Source organism: Altererythrobacter xiamenensis (genome assembly GCF_900177715.1).
GTDB classification, from domain to species: Bacteria; Pseudomonadota; Alphaproteobacteria; order Sphingomonadales; family Sphingomonadaceae; genus Erythrobacter; species Erythrobacter xiamenensis.
In genome coordinates this window covers 135,982-161,624 of sequence record NZ_FXWG01000001.1, presented here as the reverse complement: position 1 = coordinate 161,624, position 25,643 = coordinate 135,982, and the positions used below count along the sequence as shown (strand labels likewise).

The window sequence follows — 25,643 nt, the reverse complement described above, 5'->3', positions numbered from 1 at the left end:
ACGGTCTAGGGGCGGCGCCTGATTCAGCGGGTGCCGTCCTCTCCCGCGGAAAACTAATTTCAACTCAGAGGTAATTTGAGAAATGGCTAAGGAAAAATTTGAGCGGAACAAGCCGCACTGCAACATCGGCACCATCGGTCACGTCGACCACGGCAAGACCACGCTGACTGCGGCTATCACCAAGGTAATGGCTGAAACCTATGGCGGTGCAGCTGTCGACTTCGCAAACATCGACAAGGCTCCGGAAGAGCGTGAGCGCGGCATCACCATCTCGACCGCGCACGTCGAATACGAAACCGACAAGCGTCACTATGCGCACGTCGACTGCCCGGGTCACGCCGACTACGTGAAGAACATGATCACCGGTGCGGCACAGATGGACGGCGCGATCCTGGTTGTGAACGCTGCTGACGGCCCGATGCCGCAGACCCGCGAGCACATCCTGCTTGCCCGTCAGGTCGGCGTTCCGGCTCTGGTCGTGTACATGAACAAGGTCGACCAGGTTGACGACGAGGAAATCCTCGAGCTCGTCGAACTGGAAGTTCGCGAACTGCTTTCGAGCTACGACTTCGACGGCGACAACATTCCGATCGTCAAGGGTTCGGCTCTCGCCGCTCTTGAAGGCCGTGACGACAACATCGGCAAGGATTCGATCATTGCCCTGATGGAAGCTGTCGACGAGCACATCCCGCAGCCCGATCGTCCGGTCGATCAGAACTTCCTGATGCCGATCGAAGACGTCTTCTCGATCTCGGGTCGTGGTACGGTTGTCACCGGCCGTGTCGAAACCGGCAAGGTCAATGTTGGCGACGAAGTCGAAATCGTTGGCATCCGCGACACGCAGAAGACCACCGTCACCGGTGTCGAAATGTTCCGCAAGCTGCTCGATTCGGGTGAAGCTGGCGACAACATCGGTGCCCTGCTTCGTGGTACCGGCCGTGACGACGTCGAGCGTGGCCAGGTTCTCGCGAAGCCGGGTTCGGTTACGCCGCACACCGAGTTCAGCGCAGAAGTCTACGTCCTCTCGAAGGACGAAGGTGGCCGTCACACGCCGTTCTTCGCCAACTACCGTCCGCAGTTCTACTTCCGTACGACTGACGTGACCGGCGAAGTGATTCTTCCGGAAGGCACCGAAATGGTGATGCCGGGCGACAACGTGTCGATCAACGTCAAGCTGATCGCTCCGATCGCCATGGACGAAGGTCTGCGTTTCGCAATCCGCGAAGGCGGCCGCACCGTTGGTTCGGGCGTCGTTGCCAAGATCACGAAGTAATCTTCTGATCGCAAAGTTTCGGGGCTCGCCATTCTTCGGGGTGGCGGGCCCCAGACTTTTTATGAGAGCGGTGTCCTTTCGGTAGCGCTCTCCTCCTGGTGGTTGACCGGCGCTTCGGCGCGGTTTGTCGTCAGGGATTTTCCAAGGGGAACATTCTTCGGAAATTCCCCGGAAAACGGGTTGCCAGATACGGACCTCGGACGTATATGCGCGCTCACAGACGGAGATTCGTCTCCGGACATAACGAATTCATGCAAAGGTCGCCCGTTCCGGGAAACCGGGTTCCAGCGGGGCTGGCCTTTCTTTTTGTGGGTTGGAAACGGCTCGCATTTGGCTCTTTCGCATCGGTGTAGGTAATGGAAGCTCAGAATATTCGCATTCGCCTCAAGGCGTTCGATCACCGCGTTCTCGACCAGGCAACTGGCGAAATCGCAGAAACCGCCCGTCGTACGGGTGCACTCATTCGCGGCCCCATTCCCATGCCGACGCGCATTGAGAAGTTCACCGTGAACCGCGGTCCGCACATCGACAAGAAGTCGCGTGAGCAGTTCGAGGTGCGCACTTTCAAGCGGTTGCTCGACATCGTGCAGCCCAACGCCCAGACCGTCGACGCGCTGATGAAGCTCGATCTCGCTGCGGGCGTGAACGTCGAAATCAAGCTGGCCTGAGCCAACTGATTTTCCGTCCTTCTGGCAGGACGTAAAACGGACCAGGGATTTTTGGGGCTCCATATGGCCCCGCTGGATCGACAAGATCCGGCAAGACATAGGGATACCGCCGGATCTGATCCGGGCTGCGTCCCCCGTCTAGCTCTCCCGCCGTGCTGGTGGGGAGGGCGCTCAGCCCGGACGGGGCGACGTATCAACTTTGAGGCTGGCAAGCACCCGGGGATGGGCCTCGTGTGCCTCTGTGTTAGGAGTTCGATACGATGCGCACTGGCGTTATCGCAAAGAAAGTCGGGATGACCCGCCTGTTCCAGGAGGATGGACGTCACGTTCCCGTGACCGTTCTCTCGCTGGAAGACTGCCAGGTCGTTTCGCACCGTACTGCAGAGCGTGATGGCTATTTCGCCGTCCAGCTCGGTGCGGGCGAGGCCAAGCAGAAGAATGTCAACAAGCCGCAGCGCGAAGCCTTCGCCAAGGCCGAAACCGGCCTGAAGAAGCGCGTTGCCGAGTTCCGCGTCGAAAGCGAAGACGGCCTGGTGCCGGTTGGCTCGACCATCAGTGCCGAGCACTTCGTTGCCGGTCAGAAGGTCGACATCACCGGTCACACCCAGGGTAAGGGCTTCGCCGGCGCGATGAAGCGTTGGGGCTTCGGAGGTCTGCGCGCGACGCACGGCGTCTCGATCAGCCACCGCTCGCACGGTTCGACGGGTAACCGTCAGGATCCGGGCCGCGTGTTCAAGGGCAAGAAGATGGCCGGCCACATGGGCGACCGTCAGCGCACCCAGCAGAACCTCGAAATCGTCCGCACCGACGCCGACCGCGGCCTCATCTTCGTCAAGGGTTCGGTCCCTGGCTCGAAGAATGGCTGGCTGCTCGTTCGCGATGCGGTGAAGCTTTCGGCTGCCGAAGACCTGCCGTTCCCGGCTGCGATCTTCGATCCTGCGGCTGCGAAGCCCGAGGCGGAAGCTCCGGCAGCTGAAGAGCAGACCCCGGTTGAGCAGGATGCTGCTCCCGAGGCAACTGACGCTCCGGCTGAAGAAACCAAAGCACCCGAAGCCGATACCGGCTCGGATGAGAGCAAGGAGTCCTGATCGTGAAGGTCAAGGTCCAGAAAATCGACGGTAAGGCGTCGGGCGATATCGAGCTGAACAACGATGTGTTCGGCGTCGAGCCGCGTGCCGACATCCTGCACCGCGTTGTCACATGGCAACTCGAAAACCGCCGTGCCACCGCTCGTCCGACGCGTGAGCGTTCGGATGTCAACCGCACCGGCAAGAAGTTCGGCCGCCAAAAGGGTTCGGGTGGCGCACGCCACGGCGACCGCGGCGCTCCGATCTTCATCGGCGGCGGCAAGGCGCACGGCGCGCGCAAGCGTGACTTCGAGCAGTCGCTCAACAAGAAGATCCGCGCGCTCGGCCTGAAGATGGCGCTTTCGAGTAAGGCGAAGGACGGTCTTGTGGTCGTCGATAGCCTCGAGCTCAAGGACGCCAAGACCAAGGCTCTCAAGGGTCACTTCGACAAGGCCGGCTGGAACGGCAAGGTCCTGGTGATCGACGGCGAGACCGTGAACGACGGCTTCAAGAAGGCCGCTGGCAACCTCAAGGGTGTCAATGTTCTCCCCGCCATGGGCGCCAACGTCTATGACATTCTCAACCACGACACGCTGGTCCTGACCAAGGACGCTGTCGAAAAGCTGGAGGCGCGCTTCAATGGCTAAGAAGCAGGAAGTCGACGCGCGTCACTACGACGTCATTCTGGCACCGCACATCACCGAGAAGTCGACCATGGCTTCCGAGCACAATGCTGTGGTGTTCAAGGTGGCTGGCGACGCGACCAAGCCGCAGATCAAGGAAGCGGTGGAAGCGATCTACGACAAGAAAGTCGTGGGCGTGAACACGCTCGTGATGAAGGGCAAGAGCAAGCGCTGGAGGGGCAAACCCTACAAGCGCACCGACGTGAAGAAGGCGATCGTCACCCTCGCTGAGGGCGAAATGATCGACATCACGAGCGGTATCTGAGGGCGAGAAAGATGGCACTCAAGAACTACAATCCGACGAGCCCCGCGCGCCGCGGTCTCATCCTGGTCGACAAGACCGGTCTCTGGAAAGGGAAGCCGGTCAAGTCGCTCACGGAAGGCAAGCGCAAGACCGGTGGCCGGAACAACAAGGGTCATGTCACCTCGCGTGGCATCGGTGGCGGTCACAAGCAGAAGTACCGCTTCATCGACTTCAAGCGCCGCAAGTGGGACGTTCCCGCGACGGTCGAGCGCATCGAGTACGATCCCAACCGCACCGCGTTCATCGCTCTCATCAAGTATGAGGACGGCGAGCAGGCCTATATCCTTTGTCCTCAGCGTCTCGCTGTCGGCGATACGGTCGTGGCTGCCGAGCGTTGCGACACGAAGCCTGGCAATGCCATGCTTCTGAGCCAGATGCCGGTCGGCACCATCTGCCACAATGTGGAGATGAAGCCGGGCAAGGGCGGCCAGATCGCGCGCAGCGCAGGCACCTATGTCCAGATCGTCGGTCGCGACCGCGGCATGGTCATCGTGCGCCTCAACTCGGGCGAACAGCGTTACCTGCGCGCCGATTGCATGGGTACGGTTGGTGCGGTGTCGAACCCTGACAACCAGAACCAGAACTTTGCCAAGGCCGGCCGCACGCGCTGGAAGGGCAAGAAGCCGCTGACCCGCGGCGTCGCCAAGAACCCGGTCGATCACCCGCACGGTGGTGGTGAAGGCCGGACCTCGGGCGGTCGTCACCCGGTCACTCCGTGGGGCAAGCCGACCAAGGGCGCTCGTACCCGCAAGAACAAGCAGACGGACAAGATGATCATCCGTTCGCGCCACGCCAAGAAGAAGAGGTAAGACACGATGGCACGTTCCGTCTGGAAAGGTCCTTTCGTCGAACTCAGCCTTCTGAAGAAGGCGGAGGACGCACAAGAGAGTGGTGGCAACAAGCCGATCAAGACCTGGTCGCGCCGCAGCACCATTCTCCCGCAGTTCGTTGGTCTGACGTTCAACGTCTACAACGGGCAGAAGTTCATCCCGGTCTCCGTTTCGGAAGAAATGGTCGGTCACAAGCTTGGTGAGTTCGCTCCGACGCGCAACTTCCCGGGCCATGCTGCCGACAAGAAGGGCAAGCGATAATGGGCAAGGCAAAGTCTCCCCGCCGCGTTGCGGATAACGAGGCGCTGGCTGTCGGCACGACCATTCGTGGCAGTGCGCAGAAGCTGAACCTCGTGGCCGAGCTGATCCGTGGCAAGAAGGCCGAAGAGGCCCTCAACATCCTCGCTTTCTCGAAGCGCGCGATGGCGAAGGATGCCAGCAAGGTGCTCGCTTCGGCGATCGCGAATGCGGAAAACAACCACAACCTGGATGTCGATGCGCTGGTCGTGGCCGAAGCTTCGGTTGGCAAGTCGATCACCATGAAGCGGTTCCACACCCGTGGCCGCGGCAAGTCGACGCGTATCCTGAAGCCGTTCAGCAAGCTGCGGATCGTGGTACGCGAAGAGGAAGAGGCATAAGATGGGTCAGAAGAGCAATCCGATCGGTCTGCGCCTGCAGATCAACCGTACCTGGGACAGCCGCTGGTACGCCGAAGGGCGTGACTATGCGAAGCTGCTCAAGGAAGACATCGAGATCCGCAAGTACATCGTCGAGAACCTGCCGCAGGCAGCGATCTCGAAGGTTGTGATCGAGCGTCCGGCCAAGCTGTGCCGCGTTTCGATCTATGCTGCGCGTCCCGGCGTCATCATCGGCAAGAAGGGTGCAGACATCGAAAAGCTGCGCACCAAGCTTGCGACCATGACCGAAAGCGAAGTGAAGCTGAATATCGTCGAGATCCGCAAGCCGGAAATCGACGCCAAGCTCGTCGCCCAGGGCGTGGCCGACCAGCTGGTTCGCCGTGTTGCATTCCGCCGCGCCATGAAGCGTGCCGTTCAATCGGCGCTGCGTCTGGGTGCGGAAGGCATCAAGATCGTCTGCGGTGGCCGTCTCGGCGGCGCTGAAATCGCCCGCGTCGAATGGTATCGCGAAGGTCGCGTTCCGCTGCACACGCTGCGTGCGAACATCGACTATGCCGAAACCGAAGCGCTGACCGCTTACGGCATCATCGGCATCAAGGTGTGGATCTTCAAGGGCGAGATTCTCGCTCACGATCCGACCGCGCACGACCGCCTCATGATGGAAGCTCAGACTTCCGGCGTGCGTCCGGCTCGCTGATTGCAGAATAGGTAAGAGAAAATGCTGCAACCGAAGAAAACCAAGTTCCGCAAGGCCTTCAAGGGCCGCATTCACGGCAACGCGAAGGGCGGTACCACGCTGAACTTTGGCGCTTATGGCCTCAAGGCTCTCGAGCCCGAGCGTCTCACCGCGCGCCAGATCGAAGCGGCTCGTCGTGCGATCACCCGCGCGATGAAGCGTCAGGGCCGTCTGTGGATCCGCGTGTTTCCCGATGTTCCCGTGTCGAAGAAGCCTGCCGAAGTCCGTCAGGGTAAGGGCAAGGGTTCGGTCGAATACTGGGCCGCTCGCGTCAAGCCGGGCCGCATCCTGTTCGAACTCGACGGTGTTCCCGGTCCGCTCGCCGCACTCGCTTTCGAGCGTGCCGCGATGAAGCTGCCGATCAAGACCAAGGTCGTGGCCCGCATGGGCGACACCTCGCACCTGGGAGGTAACTGATGGCCGACAAGAACGTCATCGAAGATCTTCGCGCCAAGTCCGACGATCAGCTCTCCGCAGAGCTGACCGAGCTCAAGCGTGAGCAGTACAACCTGCGTTTCCAGGCTGCCACGAACCAGCTCGAAGCGCCGGCGCGGATCAAGGAAGTGCGTCGCACGATCGCCAAGATCAAGACGCTTCAGAACGAACGCGCTGCTTCGGCAGCGAAGGCTTGAGGAGCTAGACAATGCCGAAACGCATCCTGATCGGGACTGTCACCTCCGACAAGACCGACAAGACCGTGACCGTACTGGTCGAACGCAAGGTGAAGCACCCGCTCTACGGGAAGATCATCCGTCGTTCGAAGAAGTACCACGCTCACGACGAAGCAAATGAGTACACGATTGGCGACGTTGTCCGCATCGAGGAAACGAAGCCGATTTCGAAGACCAAGACCTGGGCCGTGAAGGACCGGGTACAGGCTGGCGGCACGCAGGCGGTGGAAGCCGACCTGGATGTCGAAGCCGCAAGCAACTGAGTTAGACGTTAGGAACTGCCAGACTGGTTCTGGCAAGCCAATGAGAAGGAACCGGATCGATGATCCAGATGCAATCCAATCTCGACGTCGCGGACAACAGCGGCGCCAAGCGCGTCCAGTGCATCAAGGTACTGGGTGGCTCGAAGCGCCGTACTGCGTCCGTCGGCGACGTGATCGTGGTTTCCGTCAAGGAAGCCCAGCCGCGTGCAAAGGTTAAGAAGGGCGACGTTCACCGTGCGGTTATCGTCCGCACGAAGAAGGACGTCCGCCGTCCCGATGGCAGCGTTATCCGTTTCGACAGCAATGCCGCTGTCCTGGTGAACAAGAGCGAGGAGCCGATCGGCACCCGTATCTTCGGCCCGGTCGTTCGCGAACTGCGCGGCCGCGGCTTCATGAAGATCGTCTCGCTCGCTCCGGAGGTGCTCTAATGGCCGGTGCAAAGATCAAGAAGGGTGACAGCGTCGTCGTCCTGTCCGGCAAGGACAAGGGCCAGACGGGCACCGTCAAGCAGGTCATGCCGAAAGACGGCAAGATCGTGGTTGAAGGCGTCAACATCGCCGCCCGTCACCGCAAGCCGAGCCAGACCAACCCGCAGGGTGGCATCGATCGCTTCGAAGCGCCGATGCACATCAGCAAGGTTGCGCTGGCCGATCCGAAAGATGGCAAGCCCACCCGCGTCCGTTTCGAAACGAAGGACGGCAAAAAGGTGCGCGTTGCCGTGAAATCCGGGGAGACCATCGATGGCTGATTATACCCCCCGCCTGAAGCAGAAGTACGAAGACCAGATCGTCAAGGCGATGACCGAGAAGTTCGGTTACAAGAACCGCCTCGAAGTCCCGCGTCTCGAAAAGATCACGCTCAACATGGGTGTGGGCGAAGCGAGCCAGGACAAGAAGAAGGTCCAGACCGCTGCTGAAGAAATGGCGCTGATCGCCGGCCAGAAGCCGGTCATCACCAAGGCAAAGAAGTCGATCGCACAGTTCAAGCTGCGCGACGGCATGCCGATCGGTTGCAAGGTCAACCTGCGCCGTGACCGCATGTACGAGTTTCTCGACCGTCTCGTGACGATCGCAATGCCGCGCATCCGCGACTTCCGTGGGCTCAACCCCAAGTCGTTCGATGGCAATGGCAACTATGCGATGGGTCTCAAGGAACAGATCGTGTTCCCCGAGATCAGCTACGACAAGATCGAGAAGGTGCGTGGCATGGACATCATCGTCACCACTACCGCTAAAACCGACGAGGAAGCCCGGGAACTGCTCAAGCTGTTCGGTTTCCCGTTCCCGGCTGAAGAAAAAGCCGAAGAAAAGGAAGCGGCGTAAGCCGCTGCAGGAGAGCTTAAGTCCAATGGCGAAACTGAGTTCCATCAACAAGAACGAGCGTCGTAAGAAGCTCGTTAAGAAGTACGCAAACAAGTACGCTAAGCTGAAGGCGATTGCGGACGATACCTCGCTCGACGAGAGCGAACGTCTTATCGCGCGCCTGAAGATGGCCGAAATCCCGCGCAATGCAAACCCGACCCGGGTCCGCAACCGCTGCGCAACCACCGGCCGCCCGCGCGGCTACTATCGCAAGTTCGGCATCAACCGCATCGAACTGCGCGACCTTGGTAACAAGGGCCTGATCCCGGGCCTGACCAAGTCGAGCTGGTGAGGATCTAGACAATGGCAATGACCGATCCCCTGGGTGATATGCTCACCCGCATCCGCAATGGTCAGCAGGCCAAGAAGGACTCCGTCCTCTCGCCCGCTTCCAAGCTGCGTGCGAACGTCCTCGAAGTGCTCCAGCGCGAAGGCTACATCCGTGGCTATTCCGAGGATGCGTCGGGCAAGCACCCGGCGCTGCGTATCGAACTGAAGTATTTCGAGGGCGAACCTGCGATCAAGCATGTCGCTCGCGTCTCCAAGCCGGGTCGCCGGATCTACTCGGGCTCGAAAGAGCTTCCGACGGTCCGCAACGGCCTTGGCATCACCATCGTCTCGACGCCCAAGGGTGTGCTTTCGGACAACGAAGCACGCAACGAAAACGTCGGCGGCGAAGTGCTGGCGGAGGTGTTCTGATGAGCCGCATTGGCAAGAAGCCGGTGGCGATCCCGAGCGGGGTTACCGCCAATATCGAGAACGGCACGCTGACCGTTAAGGGGCCGAAGGGCACCCTTTCGATGGGCCTTTCCGACCTCATCGACTACAAGGTCGAAGGCGAGGAAATCCAGGTCAACCCGGCCAACGACACCAAGCAGGCGCGTTCCTACTGGGGCATGCAGCGCACGCTGGTTTCGAACCTCGTCGAAGGCGTCACCGAAGGCTTTTCGAAGACGCTCGAGATTTCGGGTGTTGGTTACCGTGCCAAGGCGCAGGGCAAGACCCTGAACCTGCAGCTCGGTTTCAGTCACGATGTCGACATCGCAGTGCCCGAGGGCCTCGAAGTCGCCACGCCTGACGCCACCACCGTCGTAGTTTCGGGTATCGACAAGCAGGCCGTGGGCCAGCTCGCCGCCGAAATCCGCCGCTGGCGCAAGCCTGAGCCGTACAAGGGCAAGGGCATCAAATACCAGGGCGAATATGTCTTCCGCAAGGAAGGGAAGAAGAAGTAAGATGGCAAAGCTTTCTCTCTTTGAACGCCGCCGCCGGCGTGTTCGCACCGCGATCCGCAGCCGTGCCGGTGACAAGCCGCGTCTGTCGGTTCACCGTACCGGCAAGCACATCTACGCGCAGGTCATCGACGATACGGAAGGCAAGACCCTTGCCGCCGCATCGACGCTGGGCGCGAAGAACTCCGGTGCCAATGTCGAAGCCGCCAGCCAGGTCGGCAAGGACATCGCCGCAGCCGCCAAGAAGGCTGGCGTGACCACCGTCGTGTTCGATCGCGGTGGCTTTCTGTTCCATGGCCGCGTCAAGGCGCTGGCCGATGCCGCTCGTGAAGGCGGGCTGGAGTTCTGATGATGGCAGACGACAAGAAAAACGAAGAAGCACAGGTCGAAGAGACCGCAGCCACCGAAGCTCCGGCCGAGGAAGCCAAGGCTGAGGAAACCAAGGCCGAAGCGGAAACCGAACACGCCGTGACTCACGAAGAGCCGGCTATCGCCGACACGCCGTCCGAAGCTGCCGACAACCAGTCGCCGGCACAGGGCGCCGAAGGTCAGCCGCGTGGCCGTCAGGGCCGTGGTGGGCGTGACAATCGCGGTGGCAACGATCGTGGCCGTGGCCGCGGTGGTCGTGACAACCGTCGTGGCAATCGCCGCGAGGAAGAAGACGACGGCATCATCGAGAAGCTCGTCCACATCAACCGCGTCTCGAAGACGGTGAAGGGCGGTAAGCGCTTCGGCTTCGCAGCGCTGGTCGTCGTGGGTGACGGTTCGGGCCGCGTCGGCTTCGGTCATGGCAAGGCGCGCGAAGTGCCGGAAGCCATCACCAAGGCGACCGCTGCTGCGCGCAAGAAGATGATCCGCGTCCCGCTCAAGGAAGGGCGCACGCTTCACCATGACGGCAATGGCCGTTTCGGTGCCGGCAAGGTCACCGTCCGCACAGCGCCTCCGGGTACCGGCATCATCGCCGGCGGTCCGATGCGCGCCGTGTTCGAGAGCCTGGGCGTTGCCGACGTCGTGACCAAATCGGTCGGTACGTCGAACCCCTACAACATGATCCGCGCCACTTTCGACGCGCTGACCAACCAGACTTCGCCGAAGTCGGTGGCCCAGCGTCGCGGCAAGAAGGTCGCCGACCTTCTCGGCCGTGGTGGCGCAAGCGAGGCCGAGGCTGAAGCCGACGCCGCCGCTGTAGTGGAGTAAGATCGATGGCGAAGAACAGCACCATCAAGATCAAGCAGGTCGGTTCGCCGATCCGCCGTCCCGAAAGCCAGCGCAAGATCCTCATCGGTCTTGGGCTGAACAAGATGCACAAGGTCGTCGAGCGCCAGGACACCCCCGAGGTGCGCGGCGCGATCGCCAAGATCCCGCATCTTGTCCAAGTGGTCGATTGATCGCTTAAATCTTGAATCAGGTGGCCCGGTCGCGTACCGGGCCGCTTCCTTTTAGCGCGAACCCCTTGATCGGGGCATTGAAAGCGAAAGCGAGTGCAGAATTATGAAACTTAACGAAATCCGTGACAACGAAGGCGCCCGCAAGGGCCGTATCCGCGTAGGACGCGGTATCGGCTCGGGCAAGGGCAAGACCGGTGGCCGTGGCCAGAAGGGCCAGAAGAGCCGTTCGGGCGTCGCCATCAAGGGCTTCGAAGGCGGCCAGATGCCGCTTCACATGCGCCTGCCGAAGCGCGGCTTCAACAACCCGTTCGGCAAGGATTATGCCGAAGTGAACATCGGAATGGTCCAGAAGTTCATCGATGCCAAGAAGCTCGATGGCAAGAAGGACATCACCGAAGAAGCGCTGCGCGAGGCCGGTCTGGTCCGCGGCGGCAAGGACGGAGTTCGTCTCCTCGGCAAGGGCGAGATCAAGGCCAAGGCCAAGTTCGTCGTCACCGGCGCCACCAAGGGCGCCATTGCAGCGGTCGAAAAGGCTGGCGGCAGCGTCGAAGTGACCGCGCCGAAAGCCGAAAAAGCTGCTGAAAAGGCAGACTGAAGCGAAAAAGACGGGGAGCGGGGTTCGACAATGGCGGACCCGCTCCCTATCTAGCCTGTCTGAGCCGGGAGGGACCGGCGCCGATTTAGGGCAGTAGAGATTTCATGGCATCACGCGCCGACAGCATCGCGAGCAATCTGAGCCTCGCCAATTTTTCCAAGGCCACCGAGCTGCGCCAGCGCATCTGGTTCACCATCGGGGCCCTGATCGTATTCCGCTTCCTGAGCTTCGTGCCGCTGCCGGGTATCAACCCGCTGGCGCTGCAGGAACTTGCCGAGCGCACCTCGGGCGGGATCATCGACATGTTCAACATGTTCACGGGCGGCAGCCTGGAGCGCATGAGTCTCATCGCATTGGGCGTCATGCCCTACATCACCGCCTCGATCGTGGTGCAGATGGCCGCAGCGCTTCACCCGACGCTTGCCGCGCTCAAGAAAGAGGGCGCCAGCGGTCGGCAGAAGCTCAACCAGTACACCCGCTACGGCACGGTCTTCCTGTGCACGATCCAGGGCTGGTTCCTCGCTGCGGGTCTTGAGAGCTTCGCCAACTCGGCGGGTCTCCAGGCGGTGGTCGATCCGGGCTACATGTTCCGCGTGGGCGCGGTCATCAGCCTCGTCGGTGGCACCATGTTCCTGCTGTGGCTGGGTGAGCAGATCACCGCGCGCGGTATCGGTAACGGCGTTTCGCTGATCATCATGGCCGGTATTGTCGCGCAGTTCCCGACCTTCGTCTCGAACCTGTTCGAAGGCGGCCGGACCGGCTCGATCGCACCGGGCATCATCATCGGCTTCATCGTGATGGTGGTCTTCCTGATCCTGCTGATATCGTTCTTCGAGCGAGCGCAGCGCCGTTTGCTGGTGCAGTATCCCAAGCGTGCCACGCAGCGCGGCATGATGCAGGCCGATCGTTCGCACCTGCCGCTAAAGATCAATACTGCGGGCGTCATTCCGCCGATCTTCGCCAGCTCGCTGCTGCTGCTGCCGCTGACGATCACGCAGTTCGCTGGCAATTCTATCGATACCGAGAGCGCGACCGGCGGCATCATCGTGACGCTCAACCAGTATCTTGCGCATGGTCAGCCGCTCTACATGGCGCTCTATGCGCTTGGCATCATCTTCTTCACCTTCTTCTACACCGCGGTTGTCTTCAATCCGGAAGAGAAGGCAGAAGAGCTGAAGAAGGGTGGCGGCTTCATCCCCGGTATCCGTCCGGGCAAGCGCACCGCCGACTATCTCGACTATGTGCTGACGCGCATTACCGTTGTCGGCGCGATCTATCTGACCTTCGTCTGTGTTGTGCCCGAATACATGATCGCACAGACTGGTATTCCGCTCTTCCTGGGTGGTACCAGCCTGCTGATCGTCGTGAACGTGACCGTGGATACGATCAGCCAGGTCCAGTCGCATCTGCTGGCTCACCAGTATGGCGACCTGATCAAGAAGGCGAAACTTAAAGGCCGCATGCGCTGATTGCAGCGCCTATCTTTGGGGGATAGCGACCAGTGAACATCATTCTTCTCGGGCCTCCAGGGGCTGGCAAAGGCACGCAGAGTGCACGTCTCGTCGAGCACCATGGCATGCGCCAGCTCTCGACCGGCGACATGCTGCGCGCCGCAGTGAAGGCCGGAACGCCGGTCGGTATCAAGGCCAAGGAAGTGATGGATCGCGGCGACCTCGTCTCGGATGAGATCGTTTCCGAACTGATCGATGCCGAACTGACCGCGATGGGCCCCGAAACGGGCGCAATTTTCGATGGCTATCCGCGCACCGAAGCCCAGGCCGAGATGCTCGACGGACTTCTCGCCAAGCACGGTCGCAGTCTCGACCACGTCATCGAGCTCGGCGTCGATGAAGACGCGCTGGTCGAGCGTATCACCGGTCGCTTCTCCTGCGCCGAATGCGGCACGCTTTATCACGACACGGCCAATCCGCCGAAGGTCGAAGGCGTGTGCGACGAATGCGGCTCGACCGAATTCAAGCGCCGCCCCGACGACAACGAGGAAACCGTGCGCAACCGCATGGGTGTCTATCGCAAGGAAACCGCACCGATCCTGCCGGGCTACGAAGCGCGCGGCATCGTGCGGCGTGTCGACGGTATGGCGAGCATCGATGATGTGACCGCCGCGATCGACGCGATCCTTGAAGAGGCCTGATCCAGCTGCGCGCTGAAGCGGCATAATTCGACCTTCCAAGCGCCAGTTTCTTCGCCTAGGCACCGGGCGAGGGAGTAAACTTGCGCCATGATCAGATCTTTAGCCGCCGTGTTCGCTTGCGCCGCGATTTTCGCGCAGCCCGTTTCGGCAGAAGTCGTCGCGACAGGTGACAGCAGCTTCGTGACGCGGGATACCGCGGTGGTGTCTGCCGACACCAAGGCGGTCTGGCTCGCGCTGATCTCGCCGGGTAGATGGTGGAACTCCGCGCACACTTGGTCGGGCGATGCGGCCAATCTGACGCTGACCCCACAGGCGGGCGGCTGCTTCTGCGAGACCATCCCCGAAGACCCTTCGAATGACAGAGTAACGCTTGAAGGCAGCGTCGAGCACATGCGTGTCATACAGGCCTTCCCTGAGAAGGTCTTGCGCATGCGCGGCGGCCTCGGCCCCCTGCAGAGCGAGGCGGCGACAGGCGTGCTCACGATCGTCATGTCCGAAGTGGACGAGGGCACGTTGATCGTCTGGGAATATGCGGTCGGCGGCCCGATGCGTTATGAAACGCCGGTTATCAGTCGGGCAGTCGATGGCGTGATGAGCCAGCAACTCGGTGGCCTTGCCGACCTGCTCGGGCGGGTCGATGCGCCGCGCGCGCGGCCGGCCGAGCCGGATGCTGACGGAGCCGATTCCGCGCCCGAAGCGAGCGTCGAGGACGCGATCGATGCCATGGGGCGGGGCGAATAGGTTCAGCTTGAAGGCAGGCCGACTGGAACGGCTCGGCCCGGGCACGCATTCTTACTCAGCGGGCCTTGCTCCGGGGGTAGGGCGGCAGGACGAGGAAAAATGCGATGGCGGTATCCGATCATGTCGATTTGAACCAGTTCATGGAAGGCGTCAGGAAGCGCAATCCGGGACAGACCGAGTTCATCCAGGCGGTGCAGGAAGTCGCTCAGGACATCTTCGATTTCATCGAGGACAAGGAAGAATACCACGAAGCGCAGATCCTGCGGCGGATTGCAGAGCCTGATCGCGTCATATCCTTCCGTGTATGCTGGGAAGACGACAACCACTGCGTGCGCGTGCAACGCGGGTGGCGGGTGCAGAACAACAATGCGATCGGTCCCTACAAGGGCGGCCTCCGCTTTCATGAGAGCGTGAACGAAAGCATCCTCAAGTTTCTCGCGTTCGAACAGACCTTCAAGAACTCGCTCACCGGATTACCGATGGGCGGGGCCAAGGGTGGTTCCAACTTCAACCCCAAGGGTAAGAGCGAGGCCGAGATCATGCGCTTTTGCCAGAGCTTCATGACCGAGCTCTACCGCCATATCGGGCCCGACACCGATGTGCCGGCGGGCGATATCGGCGTCGGCGGGCGCGAGATCGGTTACATGTTCGGCCAGTACAAGCGTATCACCAATCGCTGGGAAGGGGTCCTGACCGGCAAGGGGCTCGAATATGGCGGTTCGCAGATGCGACCTGAGGCGACCGGCTATGGCGCGGTCTATTTCCTGCAGAACATGCTCAAGCAGAAAGACGAGGCAATCGAGGGCAAGACCGCGGTCATCTCGGGCGCCGGCAATGTCGCGACGCATGCGGCGGAAAAGATCGCGCAGCTGGGCGGCAAGGTGCTTACCCTGTCGGACACGGACGGGTTCATTCACGATCCCGACGGGATCGATCAGGAGAAGATCGACTGGGTCAAGCATCTCAAGAACGTGCGCCGCGGAAGGATAAGCGATTATGCCGATCACTTCACCAACGCGACGTTTCATGCAGGCAAGCGCCCGTGGGACGTCACGTGCGACCTCGCGCTGCCCTGCGCCACGCAGAACGAACTCGATGAAGAGAACGCGCGTGAACTGGTCGACAATGGCGTGATGGCCGTCTCCGAAGGGGCGAATATGCCGACCACGCTGGAAGGGGTGAAAGTCTTCCACGATGCGAAGATCCTCTACGGTCCGGGAAAGGCCGCCAATGCCGGGGGTGTCGCTGTCTCGGGCCTCGAAATGAGCCAGAATGCCGAGCGGGTCAGCTGGAACCATGAGCGGCTCGGCGACATGCTGACCGACCTGATGGGAGACATTCACGATAAATGCGTGAAGTATGGCGACCAGGGTGATGGCTACATCGACTATGTCAAAGGAGCCAATATCGCCGGGTTCAAGAAGGTCGCCGATGCCATGCTCGCCTTCGGCGTGGTCTGAGCGAGAGGAGCTTCGATGGATTTAGGAATTGCCGGAAAGCACGCGGTGGTCTGCGCCTCGAGCAGAGGACTGGGCCGGGCCTGCGCTTTCAGCCTTGCAGAGGCCGGGTGCAGCGTGGTCGTCAACGGGCGTGACGAGGCTAAGCTGGAAGCAACTGCGCAAGCGCTGCGCGACGCGACCGGGGCCGAGGTTACCGCTGTCGCCGGCGATGTGACCGAGGAATCGACCCGCGAGCGGCTCGTCGCAGTCCGGCCGGTCGATATCCTCGTCAACAATGCCGCTGGCCCGCCGCTCGCCGACTTCCGCCAACTGAACGAAGCGGCACTGTTGAAGGGGCTGGACGCCAATATGGTCACGCCGATCGCCATGATCCAGCTGGTGATCGACGGCATGACCGAGCGCGGCTTTGGGCGCATCATCAACATCACGTCCTCGAGCGTGCTTGCTGCGATAGAAGGGCTCGATCTGTCATCCGGGGCGAGGGCGGGGCTGACCGGCTTTCTCTCCGGCGTGTCGCGTCAGGTCGCCGGCTCGAACGTCGCGATCAACAACCTCCTGCCGGGCAGCTTCGATACCGACCGGCAAAGTTCGATCATCGCGCTCACCGCGGAAAAGACCGGCAGGAGCGTGGAAGAAATCTGCGCCGCGCGTGATGCTGCCAATCCCACGGGACGGATCGGTTCGCCGGAAGAGTTCGGCGCGGCCTGCGCTTTTCTCGCCAGTCAGCACGCGGGCTTCATCATCGGGCAGAACATCCTGATGGATGGAGGTGCCACGCGTGCCAATTTCTAGTTTTGCACGCCAGCGCATTACGGGGTTTTTGACCGAAAAGGCGTGCTGGTGTAGCATTGCTTGAAATCGATTAGCTGCGGACCATATCGGTCCGTGCGGTCGTTTGCGCGCGCGCTCCCTGTTGACGCGGGGTAAGAATCACATTAAGCGCGCCATCATTCGACACGTTCGACGAGTCCGGCAGGCGGTAGCCAATGTTGCACGCTGACCGGGCTTTTTGCCGTTGAAGCACAATTGCCTCGCGTTTCCGCCTGGTATTTGAGCTTCGGTTGCCGGACGGATCGGAATTAACCGCGATGAGATAGGGCAGGCGGCCCGTTGCCGCTGGATCCCTGTGGAGCATGGAGAAGTAAGTGGCTCGTATTGCCGGGGTAAATATCCCCACCAACAAGCGCGTTATTATCGCGCTCACCTATATTCACGGTATCGGCCGCACCACGGCCGTCCAGATTGCTGACAAGCTGGGTATCGATCACACCCGCCGCGTGCAGGACCTCACCGACGAGGAAGTGCTGCGTATCCGCGAGACGATCGACTCCGATTATTCCGTGGAAGGCGACCTTCGCCGGAATACCGCGATGAATATCAAGCGCCTGATGGACCTTCGTTCCTATCGTGGCCTTCGTCACCGCAACCAGCTGCCCGTTCGCGGCCAGCGCACGCACACCAACGCCCGTACCCGCAAGGGCAAGGCCAAGCCGATCGCTGGCAAGAAGAAGTAAGCAGTCGGTCCGACCGACAATTGCTTTTGCCTTCTTTGCAGAACTGAAGAGGAATACGAACCATGGCACGCGAACCCGGCCGTATCAGGCGGCGTGACAAGAAGAACATCACCAGTGGTGTCGCTCACGTCAATGCCAGTTTCAACAACACTATGATCACCATCACCGACGCGCAGGGCAATGCTATCAGCTGGTCCAGCGCGGGCATGATGGGCTTCAAGGGCAGCCGTAAATCGACGCCCTATGCTGCACAGGTCGCAGCAGACGATGCCGGCAAGAAGGCCGCCGAACACGGCGTCCGGACGCTGGAAGTAGAGATCAAGGGTCCGGGCTCCGGCCGCGAAAGCGCGCTTCGTGCGCTGCAGGCGGTGGGCTTCACGATCACTTCGATCCGCGACGTTACGCCGATCCCGCACAACGGGGTGAGGCCGTCCAAGCGTCGCCGCGTCTGATCCGTACCTGCCCGGCGGATCATTCGATCCGCCGTCTTTCACGGACCGGACGCGCTGCCAAGGCGCTGCCGGTCCCGCCCGTTTATAAACCCTAGGGGAAATCCATGTCCGTCAACATCAAGAACTGGCAGGAACTCAAGAAACCCAATGCTCTCGACATCAAAGAGAGTGGCGACAAGGCCCGCAAGGCGACCTTCGTGGCCGAACCGCTCGAGCGTGGCTTTGGCCTGACGCTCGGCAACGCCCTGCGCCGCGTGCTGCTGAGCTCGCTTCAGGGTGCTGCGATCACCTCGATCAAGATCGAAAACGTGCTGCACGAGTTCTCCTCGCTCGCAGGCGTTCGCGAAGACGTGACCGACATCGTCCTGAACGTGAAGCAGATCGCGCTCAAGATGGAAGGTGAAGGCCCCAAGCGCCTGCAGCTTTCGGCCACCGGCCCGGGTGAAGTGAAGGCGGGCGACATCGCCGTTTCGGGCGACATCGAAGTGATGAACAAGGATCTCGTCCTGTGCCACCTCGATGAAGGCGCGACGCTGAACATGGAACTGACCGCAGACGTCGGCAAGGGCTATGCCCCGGCCGTCCAGAACCGTCCGGTCGACGCTCCGATCGGCCTGATCCCGGTCGACAGCCTGTATTCGCCGGTTCGCCAGGTGAGCTACAAGGTCGAGAACGCCCGCGTCGGGCAGGAGCTCGATTATGACAAGCTCTCGCTGACCATCGAAACCGACGGCACCGTCACCCCTGAAGACGCCGTGGCCTATGCCGCGCGCATCCTGCAGGACCAGCTGACGCTGTTCGTCCACTTCGAAGACGGCATCCCGCAGCCACAGTCGGCAATGATCGGCCAGGCCGCCCAGCCGCAGGAAGACGACGCCAACCAGCTCAACCGTTACCTCCTCAAGAAGGTCGACGAACTGGAACTGTCGGTGCGTTCGGCAAACTGCCTCAAGAACGACAACATCATCTACATCGGCGATCTGGTCCAGAAGACCGAAGCCGAAATGCTCCGCACGCCGAACTTCGGCCGCAAGTCCCTGAACGAAATCAAGGAAGTGCTGTCGTCGATGGGGCTGCGTCTCGGCATGGACATCCCCGGATGGCCGCCCGAGAACATCGAGGAAATGGCCAAGAAGCTCGAACAGGAACTTCTCGGCTAACACAGGTTCCGGCGGCGCACCTCAAGCGCCGCCAGTACCGGGCTACCTGATACGGGCCCCTTACAAACGAAGGAAAATACAATGCGTCACGGAATTTCGCAGCGTAAGCTGAGCCGCAAGTCGGGCCACCGCAAGGCCCTGTTCCGCAACATGGCTGCCGCGCTGATCAAGCACGAGCAGATCCAGACCACGCTGCCCAAGGCGAAGGAACTGCGTCCCTACATCGAAAAGCTGATCACGCTGGCAAAGCGTGGCGGTCTTTCGAACCGCCGCCTGGCGCAGTCGCGCCTGCTCGACGAAACGCAGCTGAAGAAGCTGTTCGACGTTCTGGCCGAGCGTTATTCGGACCGTGAGGGCGGCTACACCCGCATCATCAAGGCCGGCTACCGCGCTTCGGACGCCTCGCAGATGGCGATCATCGAACTGGTCGACCGCGACACGGACGCCAAGGGTCGGGACTCCGGTCCGGTCATGAGCGACGAGGAAGACTTCGAAGACGCGTAAGTGTTTTTCGGACCGGGCCGAGCCACCCGCGCCCTCCACCCTTCCACCCGAAGCCTACCGGGTGATAATCCGGGTGGAAGGGTGGAGGGAGCGGGTGGCTCTGGTAACCAGATAATGAATAGGGCTGGCGGAGCGATCCGCCGGCCCTTTTTGTTAGCCTTCCCTTTTGGGCGGTCTGTGGCAAGAAGGGTTCATGCAAAAGACCCTCCTGGCAATCGCTGCCGCAACTCTCGCATTCTCTTCCACCGCCTCGGCGCAAAGCCAGCAAGAGGCTCTCGACAAGCGCTACGACCGCGCTCTCGCTGCGGGCTACAAGGCGCTGTTCCTGTGTAGCGCGATTGCTCATGCCGAAGCGAACGGTACAAGCCGCACCGCAGAGAGTGTCCACGAATGGGAGCTCACGGGCATTCAGGCCCCGCTGGACGAAATCGTGCGCGACCTTGCCCACGAGGTGAAGCGGCATGACAATGGCACGGTAGAGCGCGTCAACGTCGCATGGGCTGATGGAATGGTGCCACGCTCTGCTATCCACCTCGATGATGACAGAGGGTGCGCGCTCAACCCGATTGCTGGTCCGCCCGAGTTCTATGGTAACCCGGCAAACGCGCCGTCGAGCCGGAAGCGAGCGATGGCCCCCGTCGCCGATCCGACGCCCGATCTTCTTGAGACCTTCGGTGGAGCCTTCGACGGCGGCTATGGCGAGGGTGCGCGGACCACAGCGATCTTGGTCCAGCGCGATGGCGAGATCGTGGGCGAACGTTACGTCGCCGGTTTCGACCCTGCGACTCCGCAGCGCACTTGGTCGGTGGCGAAGAGTCTGGCGGCTACAATCGTGGGTGCGGCAGTGCAGCGCGGCGAGGCAGATGTGAACGCGTCGGCGGGGCTTGGATATGCGCAAGGTGATCCGCGACGCGCGATCACCATCGACCACCTGCTACGCATGGCTTCCGGGCGATACTCTGACACTGCGGGCAATCGCACTGATCCTGTCTACTGGGGCGGTGCAGGGGTTCGAGAACGCGCCTTGCAATGGCCATTGATCGATGAGCCGGGCCGGACTTATCGCTATGCCAACAATGACACACTCGCTGCAATTCAGGCGATAACGCCGAGCTTTCAGGCGAGTCCACCCGCTGATCTGTTTGGCAAAATCGGCATGACGCACACCGTCGCGGAAATTGATTGGCGCGGTCAGTACATTCTTTCCAGCCAAGCCTGGACCACCGCTCGCGACCTGGCCAAATTCGGCCAGCTCTACCTTGACGATGGTGTGCTGCCGAGCGGCGAGCGCATCCTGCCCGAAGGCTGGGCAGATTATGTGAGCAGCCCGAACGGCCCGCAACCCGACGGACCGCTCGGATACGGCGCGGGCTTCTGGCTGTTCAACAAATCCGAGGGCATTCCGCCCGATACTTTCGCCGCCATGGGGAATCGCGGACAGTACGTCGTCATCGTGCCGAGCCGCGATATCGTTATTGTCAGGAGAGGCGAGGATCCCGTCGGATCGCGCTTCGACATCGTCGCCTTCACGCGCGACGTTTTGGCCGCTCTTGCGGACTAACTATCTGAAACCCATATGCTTCTATCGTTCAGGAAAGTGGCGTTATAAATTAACAAAAGCTGTCGCCCCAATTCAGCGTCACCTCAGTGGCCATGCTCTAGAACCCTTCTCATAGCCGAGGCAATCCCGCCGCGGTTCACATGAGGAGAGCCTCTTATGAGCAAGACAACCAAGCTATTTGCGAAGGGTGGGATCGCAACCGCTGCCGTAGGCGCCATGGCGCTGGCAGGAGCGACCCCCGCACAAGCCCGCGACCGTGACGGCATCGATGCCGGAGACGTGATCGCAGGTGCCGTTATTCTGGGCGGAATCGCCGCCGTGGCGAGTGCCGTCGGCAAGAAGGACCGTTATCGCGACAGCTACCGCTATCGTGACCGCGATTACCGCGACTACAACCGTGGCTATGGCTACGACGATCGTCGCCGGGGCAACGCTCGCTATGCCGTCCAGCAGTGCGTCAACGCCGTCGAGCGCGATGCGCGCCGTGCAGGCTACCGCTTTGCCGACGTGACAGAGATTCGCGATGTCGATCGTGAACGTCGCGGGTGGGAAGTGAAGGGCCGCCTGGTAGTTGACGGATCGCGTGGCTACGGCCGCTACAACCGTCACTACAACCGCTACGATCGCTACGACCGCAACGGTCGCTGGGATCGCGGTTACGACCGTGACGCCGGACGCTTCAGCTGCGACATCGAGCGCGGCCGCGTCGTCGACATCGATTATCGGGGTATCCGCGGACTGAGGTAAGCTCGCGTATCCCGGCAGCCAAGCCGACAATTCACCACCACTGGGCGGTTCAGGCCTTTGAAAGCCTGGGCCGCCTAGCTTATGGTCACGATGGAGCGATTGGTGGACGCTCGGTTCAAACAGGAGGGAGCCGACATGGCCCACAATTCCCGCTTCGCGGCGATTGCCGGAATGGCCGCCGCACTATCGATGGCCGCAACGCCTGTTGCCGCCGCTGAGCTGCCCACCAAGACATCGCGCACCAGCGCCGTTTTCACCCCCGGCACCTTCCATGCCGAGGAAGCTGACGCCGATGGCTATCGTCGCTGGCGCCGCCACCGTCACAACCGCGTTGACGCGGGCGATGTGCTTGCAGGCGTACTGATCATCGGCGGGATCGCCGCGATTGCCAGCGCCGCTTCGAATAACGATCGCGACCGGCGCTATCGCGACCGCGACTATCGTTATCCCGATCGCGATTACCGCAACCAGGACTACCGCTATCGCGAACGTCGCGGCGATTCTCGCTACGATGGCGGGCGGGGAATCGACAACGCGGTCGAAATGTGTGTCTCCGAGATCGAGCGCGATGTCCGCGTCGATACCGTGGACGAGGTTAATCGCACCGGTGAAGGCTGGCGTGTGACGGGCTCGCTCTACAATGGCGACCGCTTCACCTGCCGTATCGGGCAGGACGGCCGCATCGACGATGTCAATTTCGGCGGTTTCGCGGCCTCATCGACTGCACCGCGTACACCGGTCGAGGACAAGCAGTGGAGCGATGATCGCTATGCCGCTGCGTGGGCCGATGTGGGGGCCGAGGCGAGGGAGCGTGGCAATGGCACAGAACCGGCACCAAGCGCTGTTACCGATGGCCCGCAACCGGCCTATCCGGGCGGCCCGATCGATGGCGATGTGGCCGCCCCCGAAGCCGAGATCCAGAAGGACGATCGCTACACGATGGCGGCTGCCGGCAACTGATCAGGCGGTATCTGCGCCCTTTTCGCGATAGGCGGGAAGGGCGAGGTTCCAGCGGATGGCGGCGCTGCGCAGGATCAGTCCCGCCAGTGCCGCTCCGACCCAGACGGGTATGCGCGGCAATTCGATCGCCGTGCCCACGACGCATAGCCCTGCCGAAAGCGCGGCAGCGGTTACGTAGAGTTCCGGCCTCATGATGATCGACGGACGGCCTGCGACGACATCGCGGATAATGCCGCCCACCGTTCCTGTAACGATTCCCATCAGGACCGCCGGCACAGGCGGAACGCCATAGCTCAGCGCCTTGGCGCTTCCCAGCACGGCATAGGCGGTGAGGCCGATGCCATCGGCATAATCGAGCAGCTTGCCTTCCCACCAGCGTGTAGGCGTAAACCAGACAAGAAGAGCGACGACCAGGCAGACGGCTGTCACCCAGGGATCGCTGATCCAGAAGACTGGCGCTTCTATGAGCAGGTCACGAACCGTGCCGCCGCCGACACCGGTGACGAGCGCGAAGAAGGCCACCGTCACGAAGGTCTGGCGTTCCTTTGCCGCCAGCAAAGCGCCCGTCAGCGCGAACACCGCCACCCCGAGCGTGTCGAGAAAATCGAGCATCGGCGTGGGGATCAGTTCATCCATTGCTGGTTACGCGCGCCTTGCGCTTGCGGAACATGAGGATGCAGCCGAGCAGCGCGCCGATGAGGCCGAGAGCGGCGAAGATGATCAGGATCGGATGGCTGGTTTTCTCCCGCGTTTGCAGGTCCATGATGTGGAGACCCCACATGAAGTCGAAACCGCGCCACCAGCGCGTGCGCACCGCTTCGATCTGGCCGCTGTCGCGCCCGACATAGACATGGGTGCCATCCTCCAGCGCGACCTGCCATACCGGCATCGCGCGGCGGAAGTCGAACGGTACGTCATCCGCTGCGAAGCCGGTTACGCTGCGCACGGCATCGCCGCCCCTGATCTGCTCCGATGCGATCCGGCGCGCGTCATTTGCCGTCAGGGCGGGGAGGGCGGCGCCGCTCTCCATGTCGACCCGGCGCACGCTGCCGTCCATCCCGGTCAGGATTGCCACGGCGCGCCCGTCCTGCATGACTGCGCGCATCTCCTTGATGGGAAAGTCTTCGCTCGCGAGCGCAGAGCCCGGCAGGACCAGCGGCTGTTCTTCCTGCGCGATCCGCAGGTGATTGCCGCGCACTTCTTCGATCGGCTTTGCCGCCATGAAGAGGCCGGTCGCCATCCACATCAGGATTGGGAATCCGACGAGCCAGCCGAGCCAGATATGCCACTTGGCAAAGCGCTGCATGTATCTTTTGCGAGCCATTGCTTTCTTGTTCTTATCCGTTGACGATCTGGCCGATTTCGCGTGCTGCTGCGATGCAATCAAAGTCGGCCCAGCGCGGCCCCATGACCTGCATTCCGCAGGGTAGCTCCGTGCCATCGACCACGCTCGAACCGACCGGAAGGACGGTGGAGGGCAGGTTGGGGAAGGTCGCGATTCCCGCCCAGGCAAGTCCGCCGCCTGCGGGATGTGACTGACCGTTGATCTCCAGATCGCCCTTGAACACGGCTTCGTGGCGATGCTTGACCGCCAGCACGGGCGCGGGCGGCGCGAGCACGAAGTCATAGGTTTCGAACAGGGCCTCCCACGCGAGTTCATTGCGGGCCTGCGCATCGAGCAGGTCGAACCAGTCGGTCGCCGTTGCGCGCTTGCCATCGGGCGAAGGTGCCCCGCGCGCCATCGCGATGTTTAGCATCCGCAGGTAATCCTCCTGCTGCTGCGCGAGGTCGGGCAGGAGATCGGTTGCGCGGTCCACCCGCATGCCTGCTTTTTCGATTTGAGCCGCGGCGGCTTCCACCGGACCGCGCACGCTGTCATCAATCGGGCTGACGGGATGATCGGTGAGCAGCAAAAAGCGGCAATCGCGCAGCGGCTTGTTTTTCGCGGTTATCGGCAGGGTGGCGGTCAGCTTCACCAGGAGCTCGATATCGTCGGGATTGCGTGCAAGCGGCCCCGCGATCGAAAGCGCACCGTCATGCGCAGGCTCGCCCGCCATCATCGGATGATCGTGACCCTGCTTGCTGATCAGTCCCCAACTCGTCTTGTGGCCCCAGATCCCGCAGAAATGCGCCGGGACGCGGACCGAGCCGCCGATGTCGGTCCCATACTCGATAGGCACCATGCCGCTCGCCACCGCAGCTGCGGACCCGCCGGAGGAACCTCCCGGCGAGCGGTCATGCGCGTGCGGGTTATTGGTGCGGCCATATACTTCGTTGAAGCTTTGCCAATCGGCGAGGTCGATCGGCACGTTGGTCTTGCCGACAATGATCGCGCCTGCAGCCTTGAGCTGTCGCACCACCTTGGAATCGCTTTTGGCGATATTGTCCTTGAACTCGGGATGTCCCCAGCAGGTCGGCAGACCTTCGATGTCGAAGCTTTCCTTGATCGTCATCGGTACGCCGAACAGCGGCTGGTCATCGCGCGGCGTCTGCTTGTCCATCGCCCGCGCGATTGCGGCGGCACGCTCGAAATCGCCCACGGCAACGGCATTCACATGCTGGTCGAGCTCCTCGATCCGCACGATCGCCGCATCGACCGCTTCCGACGGGCTCATCTCGCCTGCACGGATCGCTGCTGCGGTCTCGATCGCGCCCGGTTTGCTGGTCAGTTTCGGATAGGCCACGC

37 protein-coding genes are annotated in these 25,643 nt (G+C 61.7%); 34 read left to right on the top strand and 3 right to left on the bottom strand.

Features of this window, described 5'->3' with window-relative positions; genetic code table 11:
* Positions 1 to 82 precede the first annotated feature (82 nt).
* The 34 genes from tuf to CCE89_RS15305 all read left to right on the top strand — a co-directional run bounded on the left by tuf (position 83) and on the right by CCE89_RS15305 (position 22,957).
* On the top strand, positions 83 to 1,273 hold the full coding sequence (gene tuf / locus CCE89_RS00850; protein ID WP_086436160.1) for an elongation factor Tu: 1,191 nt from the start codon (positions 83 to 85) through the stop codon (positions 1,271 to 1,273).
* Positions 1,274 to 1,629: 356 nt separating this feature from the next.
* Entirely contained in the window at positions 1,630 to 1,941 is a 312-nt protein-coding gene (rpsJ, locus tag CCE89_RS00845) for a 30S ribosomal protein S10 (RefSeq protein WP_086436159.1), read from the top strand.
* Positions 1,942 to 2,201: 260 nt separating this feature from the next.
* Positions 2,202 to 3,029, top strand: coding sequence for a 50S ribosomal protein L3 (gene rplC / locus CCE89_RS00840; RefSeq protein WP_086436158.1), 828 nt, complete (start codon positions 2,202 to 2,204; stop codon positions 3,027 to 3,029).
* A gap of 2 nt (positions 3,030 to 3,031) precedes the next feature.
* Positions 3,032 to 3,655 (top strand): 50S ribosomal protein L4, encoded by a 624-nt coding sequence (gene rplD, locus CCE89_RS00835; protein WP_086436157.1) that lies wholly within the window; start codon positions 3,032 to 3,034, stop codon positions 3,653 to 3,655.
* A complete protein-coding gene (locus CCE89_RS00830) occupies positions 3,648 to 3,956 on the top strand; it encodes a 50S ribosomal protein L23 (protein WP_086436156.1) in 309 nt (102 codons plus the stop codon). The genes rplD and CCE89_RS00830 overlap by 8 nt, the downstream gene beginning before the upstream one ends.
* An 11-nt stretch (positions 3,957 to 3,967) precedes the next feature.
* Positions 3,968 to 4,804 carry a 50S ribosomal protein L2 gene (gene rplB / locus CCE89_RS00825; protein WP_086436155.1) on the top strand — a complete coding sequence of 279 codons (837 nt, stop codon included), beginning with the start codon at positions 3,968 to 3,970 and terminating at the stop codon, positions 4,802 to 4,804.
* Positions 4,805 to 4,810: 6 nt separating this feature from the next.
* A complete protein-coding gene (rpsS, locus tag CCE89_RS00820) occupies positions 4,811 to 5,086 on the top strand; it encodes a 30S ribosomal protein S19 (protein ID WP_086436154.1) in 276 nt (91 codons plus the stop codon).
* Positions 5,086 to 5,463 (top strand): 50S ribosomal protein L22, encoded by a 378-nt coding sequence (gene rplV / locus CCE89_RS00815; protein ID WP_086436153.1) that lies wholly within the window; start codon positions 5,086 to 5,088, stop codon positions 5,461 to 5,463. Before rpsS ends, rplV begins: the two co-directional genes overlap by 1 nt.
* A gap of 1 nt (position 5,464) precedes the next feature.
* Positions 5,465 to 6,160 carry a 30S ribosomal protein S3 gene (gene rpsC / locus CCE89_RS00810; protein ID WP_086436152.1) on the top strand — a complete coding sequence of 232 codons (696 nt, stop codon included), beginning with the start codon at positions 5,465 to 5,467 and terminating at the stop codon, positions 6,158 to 6,160.
* A gap of 21 nt (positions 6,161 to 6,181) precedes the next feature.
* Positions 6,182 to 6,616, top strand: coding sequence for a 50S ribosomal protein L16 (rplP, locus tag CCE89_RS00805; RefSeq protein WP_086436151.1), 435 nt, complete (start codon positions 6,182 to 6,184; stop codon positions 6,614 to 6,616).
* Complete coding sequence (gene rpmC, locus CCE89_RS00800) at positions 6,616 to 6,831, top strand: 50S ribosomal protein L29 (protein WP_086436150.1); 216 nt, start codon at positions 6,616 to 6,618, stop codon at positions 6,829 to 6,831. The genes rplP and rpmC overlap by 1 nt, the downstream gene beginning before the upstream one ends.
* An 11-nt stretch (positions 6,832 to 6,842) precedes the next feature.
* Positions 6,843 to 7,133 (top strand): 30S ribosomal protein S17, encoded by a 291-nt coding sequence (gene rpsQ / locus CCE89_RS00795; protein ID WP_086436149.1) that lies wholly within the window; start codon positions 6,843 to 6,845, stop codon positions 7,131 to 7,133.
* Between the two features lie 59 nt (positions 7,134 to 7,192).
* Positions 7,193 to 7,561, top strand: coding sequence for a 50S ribosomal protein L14 (gene rplN / locus CCE89_RS00790; protein WP_086436148.1), 369 nt, complete (start codon positions 7,193 to 7,195; stop codon positions 7,559 to 7,561).
* Positions 7,561 to 7,881 carry a 50S ribosomal protein L24 gene (gene rplX, locus CCE89_RS00785; protein WP_086436147.1) on the top strand — a complete coding sequence of 107 codons (321 nt, stop codon included), beginning with the start codon at positions 7,561 to 7,563 and terminating at the stop codon, positions 7,879 to 7,881. The genes rplN and rplX overlap by 1 nt, the downstream gene beginning before the upstream one ends.
* Positions 7,874 to 8,455 (top strand): 50S ribosomal protein L5, encoded by a 582-nt coding sequence (rplE, locus tag CCE89_RS00780; RefSeq protein ID WP_086436146.1) that lies wholly within the window; start codon positions 7,874 to 7,876, stop codon positions 8,453 to 8,455. The genes rplX and rplE overlap by 8 nt, the downstream gene beginning before the upstream one ends.
* Before the next feature lie 25 nt (positions 8,456 to 8,480).
* Positions 8,481 to 8,786, top strand: coding sequence for a 30S ribosomal protein S14 (gene rpsN, locus CCE89_RS00775; RefSeq protein ID WP_086436145.1), 306 nt, complete (start codon positions 8,481 to 8,483; stop codon positions 8,784 to 8,786).
* Positions 8,787 to 8,797: 11 nt separating this feature from the next.
* A complete protein-coding gene (gene rpsH / locus CCE89_RS00770; protein WP_086436144.1) occupies positions 8,798 to 9,193 on the top strand; it encodes a 30S ribosomal protein S8 in 396 nt (131 codons plus the stop codon).
* The gene (rplF, locus tag CCE89_RS00765; RefSeq protein WP_086436143.1) at positions 9,193 to 9,726 is read left to right on the top strand and encodes a 50S ribosomal protein L6; all 534 of its coding nucleotides are present in this window, start codon (positions 9,193 to 9,195) and stop codon (positions 9,724 to 9,726) included. The genes rpsH and rplF overlap by 1 nt, the downstream gene beginning before the upstream one ends.
* A 1-nt stretch (position 9,727) precedes the next feature.
* The gene (gene rplR / locus CCE89_RS00760) at positions 9,728 to 10,072 is read left to right on the top strand and encodes a 50S ribosomal protein L18 (RefSeq protein WP_086436142.1); all 345 of its coding nucleotides are present in this window, start codon (positions 9,728 to 9,730) and stop codon (positions 10,070 to 10,072) included.
* The gene (rpsE, locus tag CCE89_RS15375) at positions 10,072 to 10,920 is read left to right on the top strand and encodes a 30S ribosomal protein S5 (RefSeq protein WP_143255924.1); all 849 of its coding nucleotides are present in this window, start codon (positions 10,072 to 10,074) and stop codon (positions 10,918 to 10,920) included. The genes rplR and rpsE overlap by 1 nt, the downstream gene beginning before the upstream one ends.
* Positions 10,921 to 10,925: 5 nt before the next feature.
* On the top strand, positions 10,926 to 11,111 hold the full coding sequence (rpmD, locus tag CCE89_RS00750; RefSeq protein ID WP_086436141.1) for a 50S ribosomal protein L30: 186 nt from the start codon (positions 10,926 to 10,928) through the stop codon (positions 11,109 to 11,111).
* Between the two features lie 103 nt (positions 11,112 to 11,214).
* Complete coding sequence (rplO, locus tag CCE89_RS00745) at positions 11,215 to 11,706, top strand: 50S ribosomal protein L15 (RefSeq protein ID WP_086436140.1); 492 nt, start codon at positions 11,215 to 11,217, stop codon at positions 11,704 to 11,706.
* A gap of 104 nt (positions 11,707 to 11,810) precedes the next feature.
* A complete protein-coding gene (gene secY, locus CCE89_RS00740) occupies positions 11,811 to 13,175 on the top strand; it encodes a preprotein translocase subunit SecY (RefSeq protein WP_086436139.1) in 1,365 nt (454 codons plus the stop codon).
* A 32-nt stretch (positions 13,176 to 13,207) separates the two neighbouring features.
* Complete coding sequence (locus tag CCE89_RS00735) at positions 13,208 to 13,858, top strand: adenylate kinase (RefSeq protein WP_086436138.1); 651 nt, start codon at positions 13,208 to 13,210, stop codon at positions 13,856 to 13,858.
* Between the two features lie 87 nt (positions 13,859 to 13,945).
* Positions 13,946 to 14,599, top strand: a complete 654-nt coding sequence (locus tag CCE89_RS00730) for an SRPBCC family protein (RefSeq protein WP_200810266.1) — start codon at positions 13,946 to 13,948, stop codon at positions 14,597 to 14,599.
* A 104-nt stretch (positions 14,600 to 14,703) separates the two neighbouring features.
* Positions 14,704 to 16,059, top strand: coding sequence for an NADP-specific glutamate dehydrogenase (gdhA, locus tag CCE89_RS00725; RefSeq protein ID WP_086436137.1), 1,356 nt, complete (start codon positions 14,704 to 14,706; stop codon positions 16,057 to 16,059).
* Between the two features lie 15 nt (positions 16,060 to 16,074).
* A complete protein-coding gene (locus tag CCE89_RS00720) occupies positions 16,075 to 16,851 on the top strand; it encodes an SDR family oxidoreductase (RefSeq protein WP_086436136.1) in 777 nt (258 codons plus the stop codon).
* A 353-nt stretch (positions 16,852 to 17,204) separates the two neighbouring features.
* Positions 17,205 to 17,573, top strand: a complete 369-nt coding sequence (gene rpsM / locus CCE89_RS00715) for a 30S ribosomal protein S13 (protein WP_086436135.1) — start codon at positions 17,205 to 17,207, stop codon at positions 17,571 to 17,573.
* Between the two features lie 62 nt (positions 17,574 to 17,635).
* Complete coding sequence (gene rpsK / locus CCE89_RS00710) at positions 17,636 to 18,025, top strand: 30S ribosomal protein S11 (RefSeq protein ID WP_086436134.1); 390 nt, start codon at positions 17,636 to 17,638, stop codon at positions 18,023 to 18,025.
* Positions 18,026 to 18,129: 104 nt separating this feature from the next.
* Positions 18,130 to 19,185, top strand: coding sequence for a DNA-directed RNA polymerase subunit alpha (locus CCE89_RS00705; protein ID WP_086436133.1), 1,056 nt, complete (start codon positions 18,130 to 18,132; stop codon positions 19,183 to 19,185).
* Positions 19,186 to 19,266: 81 nt separating this feature from the next.
* The gene (rplQ, locus tag CCE89_RS00700; protein ID WP_086436132.1) at positions 19,267 to 19,689 is read left to right on the top strand and encodes a 50S ribosomal protein L17; all 423 of its coding nucleotides are present in this window, start codon (positions 19,267 to 19,269) and stop codon (positions 19,687 to 19,689) included.
* Between the two features lie 193 nt (positions 19,690 to 19,882).
* The gene (locus CCE89_RS00695; protein ID WP_086436921.1) at positions 19,883 to 21,250 is read left to right on the top strand and encodes a serine hydrolase domain-containing protein; all 1,368 of its coding nucleotides are present in this window, start codon (positions 19,883 to 19,885) and stop codon (positions 21,248 to 21,250) included.
* Positions 21,251 to 21,406: 156 nt separating this feature from the next.
* A complete protein-coding gene (locus CCE89_RS00690) occupies positions 21,407 to 21,997 on the top strand; it encodes a hypothetical protein (protein ID WP_086436131.1) in 591 nt (196 codons plus the stop codon).
* Positions 21,998 to 22,132: 135 nt separating this feature from the next.
* Positions 22,133 to 22,957 carry a hypothetical protein gene (locus CCE89_RS15305; RefSeq protein WP_200810265.1) on the top strand — a complete coding sequence of 275 codons (825 nt, stop codon included), beginning with the start codon at positions 22,133 to 22,135 and terminating at the stop codon, positions 22,955 to 22,957.
* Here CCE89_RS15305 and CCE89_RS00680 read toward each other — a convergent pair whose 3' ends face one another.
* The 3 genes from CCE89_RS00680 to CCE89_RS00670 are packed head-to-tail and all read right to left on the bottom strand — an operon-like array spanning position 22,958 to position 25,641.
* Complete coding sequence (locus CCE89_RS00680; protein WP_086436130.1) at positions 22,958 to 23,593, bottom strand: trimeric intracellular cation channel family protein; 636 nt, start codon at positions 23,591 to 23,593, stop codon at positions 22,958 to 22,960. It abuts the gene before it with no gap.
* Positions 23,586 to 24,281 (bottom strand): PepSY domain-containing protein, encoded by a 696-nt coding sequence (locus CCE89_RS00675; protein WP_086436129.1) that lies wholly within the window; start codon positions 24,279 to 24,281, stop codon positions 23,586 to 23,588. Before CCE89_RS00675 ends, CCE89_RS00680 begins: the two co-directional genes overlap by 8 nt.
* 13 nt (positions 24,282 to 24,294) lie before the next feature.
* Positions 24,295 to 25,641 (bottom strand): amidase family protein, encoded by a 1,347-nt coding sequence (locus CCE89_RS00670; protein WP_086436920.1) that lies wholly within the window; start codon positions 25,639 to 25,641, stop codon positions 24,295 to 24,297.
* Positions 25,642 to 25,643 lie beyond the last annotated feature (2 nt).

Excerpts from the sequence above, each read along its gene's own strand:
- rpmD (WP_086436141.1), top strand. The coding sequence starts at position 10,926 with ATGGCGAAGAACAGCACCATCAAGATCAAGCAGGTCGGTTCGCCGATC.
- rplR (WP_086436142.1), top strand. The coding sequence starts at position 9,728 with ATGGCAAAGCTTTCTCTCTTTGAACGCCGCCGCCGGCGTGTTCGCACC.
- tuf (WP_086436160.1), top strand. The coding sequence starts at position 83 with ATGGCTAAGGAAAAATTTGAGCGGAACAAGCCGCACTGCAACATCGGC.
- rpsK (WP_086436134.1), top strand. The coding sequence starts at position 17,636 with ATGGCACGCGAACCCGGCCGTATCAGGCGGCGTGACAAGAAGAACATC.
- CCE89_RS00730 (WP_200810266.1), top strand. The coding sequence starts at position 13,946 with ATGATCAGATCTTTAGCCGCCGTGTTCGCTTGCGCCGCGATTTTCGCG.
- rplC (WP_086436158.1), top strand. The coding sequence starts at position 2,202 with ATGCGCACTGGCGTTATCGCAAAGAAAGTCGGGATGACCCGCCTGTTC.
- rpsN (WP_086436145.1), top strand. The coding sequence starts at position 8,481 with ATGGCGAAACTGAGTTCCATCAACAAGAACGAGCGTCGTAAGAAGCTC.
- CCE89_RS00720 (WP_086436136.1), top strand. The coding sequence starts at position 16,075 with ATGGATTTAGGAATTGCCGGAAAGCACGCGGTGGTCTGCGCCTCGAGC.
- rpsQ (WP_086436149.1), top strand. The coding sequence starts at position 6,843 with ATGCCGAAACGCATCCTGATCGGGACTGTCACCTCCGACAAGACCGAC.
- rplO (WP_086436140.1), top strand. The coding sequence starts at position 11,215 with ATGAAACTTAACGAAATCCGTGACAACGAAGGCGCCCGCAAGGGCCGT.
- CCE89_RS15305 (WP_200810265.1), top strand. The coding sequence starts at position 22,133 with ATGGCCCACAATTCCCGCTTCGCGGCGATTGCCGGAATGGCCGCCGCA.
- CCE89_RS00680 (WP_086436130.1), bottom strand. The coding sequence starts at position 23,593 with ATGGATGAACTGATCCCCACGCCGATGCTCGATTTTCTCGACACGCTC.
- rplF (WP_086436143.1), top strand. The coding sequence starts at position 9,193 with ATGAGCCGCATTGGCAAGAAGCCGGTGGCGATCCCGAGCGGGGTTACC.
- rpsS (WP_086436154.1), top strand. The coding sequence starts at position 4,811 with ATGGCACGTTCCGTCTGGAAAGGTCCTTTCGTCGAACTCAGCCTTCTG.
- CCE89_RS00675 (WP_086436129.1), bottom strand. The coding sequence starts at position 24,281 with ATGGCTCGCAAAAGATACATGCAGCGCTTTGCCAAGTGGCATATCTGG.
- CCE89_RS00690 (WP_086436131.1), top strand. The coding sequence starts at position 21,407 with ATGAGCAAGACAACCAAGCTATTTGCGAAGGGTGGGATCGCAACCGCT.
- rplP (WP_086436151.1), top strand. The coding sequence starts at position 6,182 with ATGCTGCAACCGAAGAAAACCAAGTTCCGCAAGGCCTTCAAGGGCCGC.
- secY (WP_086436139.1), top strand. The coding sequence starts at position 11,811 with ATGGCATCACGCGCCGACAGCATCGCGAGCAATCTGAGCCTCGCCAAT.
- CCE89_RS00705 (WP_086436133.1), top strand. The coding sequence starts at position 18,130 with ATGTCCGTCAACATCAAGAACTGGCAGGAACTCAAGAAACCCAATGCT.
- rpsH (WP_086436144.1), top strand. The coding sequence starts at position 8,798 with ATGGCAATGACCGATCCCCTGGGTGATATGCTCACCCGCATCCGCAAT.
- rplQ (WP_086436132.1), top strand. The coding sequence starts at position 19,267 with ATGCGTCACGGAATTTCGCAGCGTAAGCTGAGCCGCAAGTCGGGCCAC.
- rplV (WP_086436153.1), top strand. The coding sequence starts at position 5,086 with ATGGGCAAGGCAAAGTCTCCCCGCCGCGTTGCGGATAACGAGGCGCTG.
- rplB (WP_086436155.1), top strand. The coding sequence starts at position 3,968 with ATGGCACTCAAGAACTACAATCCGACGAGCCCCGCGCGCCGCGGTCTC.
- rplN (WP_086436148.1), top strand. The coding sequence starts at position 7,193 with ATGATCCAGATGCAATCCAATCTCGACGTCGCGGACAACAGCGGCGCC.
- rpmC (WP_086436150.1), top strand. The coding sequence starts at position 6,616 with ATGGCCGACAAGAACGTCATCGAAGATCTTCGCGCCAAGTCCGACGAT.
- rplE (WP_086436146.1), top strand. The coding sequence starts at position 7,874 with ATGGCTGATTATACCCCCCGCCTGAAGCAGAAGTACGAAGACCAGATC.
- rpsE (WP_143255924.1), top strand. The coding sequence starts at position 10,072 with ATGATGGCAGACGACAAGAAAAACGAAGAAGCACAGGTCGAAGAGACC.
- gdhA (WP_086436137.1), top strand. The coding sequence starts at position 14,704 with ATGGCGGTATCCGATCATGTCGATTTGAACCAGTTCATGGAAGGCGTC.
- rpsC (WP_086436152.1), top strand. The coding sequence starts at position 5,465 with ATGGGTCAGAAGAGCAATCCGATCGGTCTGCGCCTGCAGATCAACCGT.
- CCE89_RS00695 (WP_086436921.1), top strand. The coding sequence starts at position 19,883 with ATGCAAAAGACCCTCCTGGCAATCGCTGCCGCAACTCTCGCATTCTCT.
- rplX (WP_086436147.1), top strand. The coding sequence starts at position 7,561 with ATGGCCGGTGCAAAGATCAAGAAGGGTGACAGCGTCGTCGTCCTGTCC.
- CCE89_RS00830 (WP_086436156.1), top strand. The coding sequence starts at position 3,648 with ATGGCTAAGAAGCAGGAAGTCGACGCGCGTCACTACGACGTCATTCTG.
- rpsJ (WP_086436159.1), top strand. The coding sequence starts at position 1,630 with ATGGAAGCTCAGAATATTCGCATTCGCCTCAAGGCGTTCGATCACCGC.